A 3,212-nucleotide genomic window follows, 5' to 3' on the forward strand; every position below is an offset into this window, starting at 1 on the left:
TACCGGCAGGAACGGCGCGCGCCGTGACCAGAGAGCGGCGGGCGTGCTGTCTGGCCGGTTCTTCTTCCGGCAGGGCGCGCAGGTTCAGATCGCCCACACTGGCAAGAGTGGCGTTGAGCCTTTCAAAGAAGTGCCGCAGGTCATTCTTGTCCATGGCGTGATAATGGTCATTGCCGGGCAGGGACTTGTCGTGCGTAAAGTGTTTTTCAAGCACGCGCGCGCCCAGCAGGGTGGCCGTTTCAAGAATGTGCATGTCCCTGGGCAGGGTATGGTCGGAATAGCCGATGGCGTGCTGCGGGAAGTGACGGGCAAGAGCCGGAATCATGCCCAGAGCGGCATTTTCGTCCGCCGTGGGATAATTGAGCACGCAGTGCAGCAGGGCAAGCTTGTTGCCCCTGGCTTCAATCCATTCCACAGCCTCGGCTATTTCGTGCAGATGGGCCGCGCCCGTGGAAAGCAGGATGGGTTTGCCGAAATCGCAAAGAATGCGAATAAAGGGCTTGTTGGTAATATCCGACGAGGAAATCTTGAACACGTCCATAAGATCATTGAGAAAATGAGCGGACTCCACATCAAAGGGCGTGGACAAAAAGGCTATGCCCGTTGCGTCGCAATGTTTCTTGAGCGCTTCAAATTCATTTTTCCAGAACGAGTCGTGCTTTTTAAACAGTTCATACTGGCTGCGGGTCGGCTCCTTGCCGGTATCCCAATAGGCCGGAGAATCCTTGGAGGCCAAGGTTCCCGCCCTGTAGGTCTGAAACTTGATGGCGTGCGCGCCGCCTTCGGCGGCCTCGTCAATAAGTCTGCGGGCAATATCCATGCTGCCCTCATGGTTCACTCCGGCTTCGGCAATGACATAGGGAACGGGAATGCGCGTTTCGGGGGCAGGAACAGCAAATATATCCATGAGTTTCATGCTCATTTCCTCACTGGTGAATTTTAGATTTTCAGTATACTCCCTTGCTGTGCAAAAGAAAAGCAGGGCCACAGGGCGACGCCTATAACCAACCTAGATAACTAGAAAATTTTATATCCTCTTTGCCAACTACACATGTAATTCGTCGTTTTTACAACATATGGACAACTTTGCCTTTGCGCCGCACATGCATTATATTGATCAGTCGCCACGTCACAGGCACACAACAATTCTTTCCGCCTACAGTGCGGTACGCCGTTTTTTGGATACATCTATTATGCAAAAGAATGTCACGGGCTATTCCGCCGCCCTTCTGGCCGTCATCATCTGGTCTGGAAATTTTGTAATCGCACGAGCGGTGGCGGGCCTCATACCCCCCTGGCAGTGCAACTTCTGGCGCTGGCTCATTGCCCTGATCGTCCTGCTGCCCTTTGCCGGAAAGCACTGGCGCACAGACTGGCCCGCCATCAAGAAAAACTGGCGCGAACTATCTCTTTTGGGCATTCTTGGCGTCACCCTGCTCAATACCTTTATCTATAAGGCCGGACAAACCACAGAAAGCATCAACATGGCCCTGCTGGTTCCCACGGCCCCGGTGGTCATACTGATTCTCTCGCGTGTGCTCTATAATGAGCCAATCTCGCCGCGCCGCCTGGCTGGCGTGCTGGTGGTTCTTGCGGGCGTGATAATACTGGTCAGCCGCGGGCAGTGGGATCGGCTGGCCCATCTGCGCTTCAATGAAGGAGACCTGTGGGCTCTGGGCGGCGTGCTGTGCTTCGGCCTCTACTCCCTGTTCATACGCCGGCGCAGCCCCGACATCTCGCCTGTGGGCTTCAGCATATCCACGTTTGCCCTGGGCCTGCTCTACTCCCTGCCCTTTACCGCCATTGAGGCATTCATGCTGCCCCTGCCGCAACTGTCCACAACCCTTGTCATCAGCGTGCTTTACGCAGGCATCGGCTGCTCTGCCCTGTCGTTCTGGCTGTGGACCGTTGCAGTTGACCACATCGGCCCGGTGCGGGCGGGCATGGTCTATTACAGCCTGCCCGTTTTCGCGGGCATCTCCGCAAGCATTGTCCTGCACGAGCGTGTGGCCCCGGCCCAACTGGCGGGCGGTGCGCTGGTTATCAGCGGCATCATCATCGCCACGCTGGTTTTGCCCCAGCATAAAAAGAAAGCCTGAAAACACCTGCGGCACTGCCGCCAAGGAGCATCCTGATGAGCACACAGCCCATACGTATTGTGCTGGCGACCCACAATGCGGGAAAAGTACGCGAGTTGGCCGACCCGCTGGCCCGATTCGGCGTGGAGGTACTGAGCCTTGAGGCTTTTCCGCATATTGGAGAAATTGAAGAAACCGGCGTCACCTTTGAAGAAAACGCCTGCATCAAGGCGCGTGAGGTTGCCCGCCTGACCGGGCTTGTGAGCATTGCCGACGATTCCGGCCTGGAAGTGGATGCCCTGGGCGGCAATCCCGGCGTCTATTCCGCCCGCTATTCCGACGATTGGCCCAGCCAGCCCGATGAAAGCCGCGATGCCCGCAATATCCGCAAACTGCTGCACGAATTGGCCGATGTTCCGGAGAGCAAAAGAGGTTGCCGCTTTGTGAGCTGCATGGCCTGCGTACGCCCCGACGGGGCGGAAATGGTCGTTCGCGGCGACTGGGAAGGCACGTTGCTTTTTGCCCGGCGCGGACAGAATGGGTTTGGATATGATCCTGTTTTCTTTGACAAAGACGTACAAAAAACCGCAGCAGAACTGACCCGGGACGAAAAAAACGCCCGCAGTCACAGAGGCAACGCCCTGCGCGCCCTGCTTGCCAAATGGCAGGATTTTATGAGCGTATAACCGGCCGTGCCGCCATGCGGCAGGCGGCGGCAGACGGGGCAGCTTCTGCTTTTCGCGCTTTCCTGTTATAGCATTTTCGCCTTGAGAATATCTGTTCTCAAGGCTTCCAAGACGCCCGCTCCGGCGTTTAACCGCGCAGATAAACTGCGCTTACGCCTCCGCGGCGGGCGTCTGCTCCCGCATCCGTCAGAGCAATTTCAAAGAGAAATTGCTCTGGAAGCATATTCACTTTGCGTCAAAAAATAATGCGTTGCCACAGGCCAGACTCTTTTCCGCCCGGCCCTCAGCAAGGCACGCAACCTGCTGCACCGCCCAAAAAACATTCAGAAAGGCAAACCCTGAAGCCGTGAGTACCCGCATGCCACAGTCGCCAGCCACCCCCGATCCGGCTCGTCCGCACCAAACAGACGCCAACTTTGCCCGGCCGGATGCGGAGCAGCCCCACACC

General features: G+C 56.9%; 3 protein-coding genes. 2 read left to right on the forward strand and 1 reads right to left on the reverse strand.

From position 1 onward, the window contains the following. Positions 1–916 (reverse strand): N-acetylneuraminate synthase family protein (locus V6C07_RS05990; protein WP_333535449.1); only part of this gene is annotated, 916 nt, incomplete at its 3' end. A 277-nt stretch (positions 917–1,193) separates the two neighbouring features. On the opposite strand from V6C07_RS05990, the gene V6C07_RS05995 reads away from it, so the two are divergent. Together V6C07_RS05995 and rdgB are read left to right on the forward strand one after the other, a co-directional pair. Next, on the forward strand, positions 1,194–2,099 hold the full coding sequence (locus V6C07_RS05995) for a DMT family transporter (RefSeq protein WP_333535450.1): 906 nt from the start codon (positions 1,194–1,196) through the stop codon (positions 2,097–2,099). A 35-nt stretch (positions 2,100–2,134) separates the two neighbouring features. Beyond that, positions 2,135–2,764, forward strand: a complete 630-nt coding sequence (gene rdgB, locus V6C07_RS06000) for an RdgB/HAM1 family non-canonical purine NTP pyrophosphatase (protein ID WP_333535451.1) — start codon at positions 2,135–2,137, stop codon at positions 2,762–2,764. The last annotated feature ends 448 nt before the right edge of the window (positions 2,765–3,212 follow it).

Origin of the sequence: Desulfovibrio sp. 1214_IL3152 (assembly GCF_036763055.1) — a bacterium.
GTDB lineage: Bacteria > Desulfobacterota > Desulfovibrionia > Desulfovibrionales > Desulfovibrionaceae > Desulfovibrio.

What these genes read in the sequence shown, in the direction of transcription:
- V6C07_RS05995 (WP_333535450.1), top strand. Translation starts at nt 1,194, where the DNA reads ATGCAAAAGAATGTCACGGGCTATTCCGCCGCCCTTCTGGCCGTCATC.
- rdgB (WP_333535451.1), top strand. Translation starts at nt 2,135, where the DNA reads ATGAGCACACAGCCCATACGTATTGTGCTGGCGACCCACAATGCGGGA.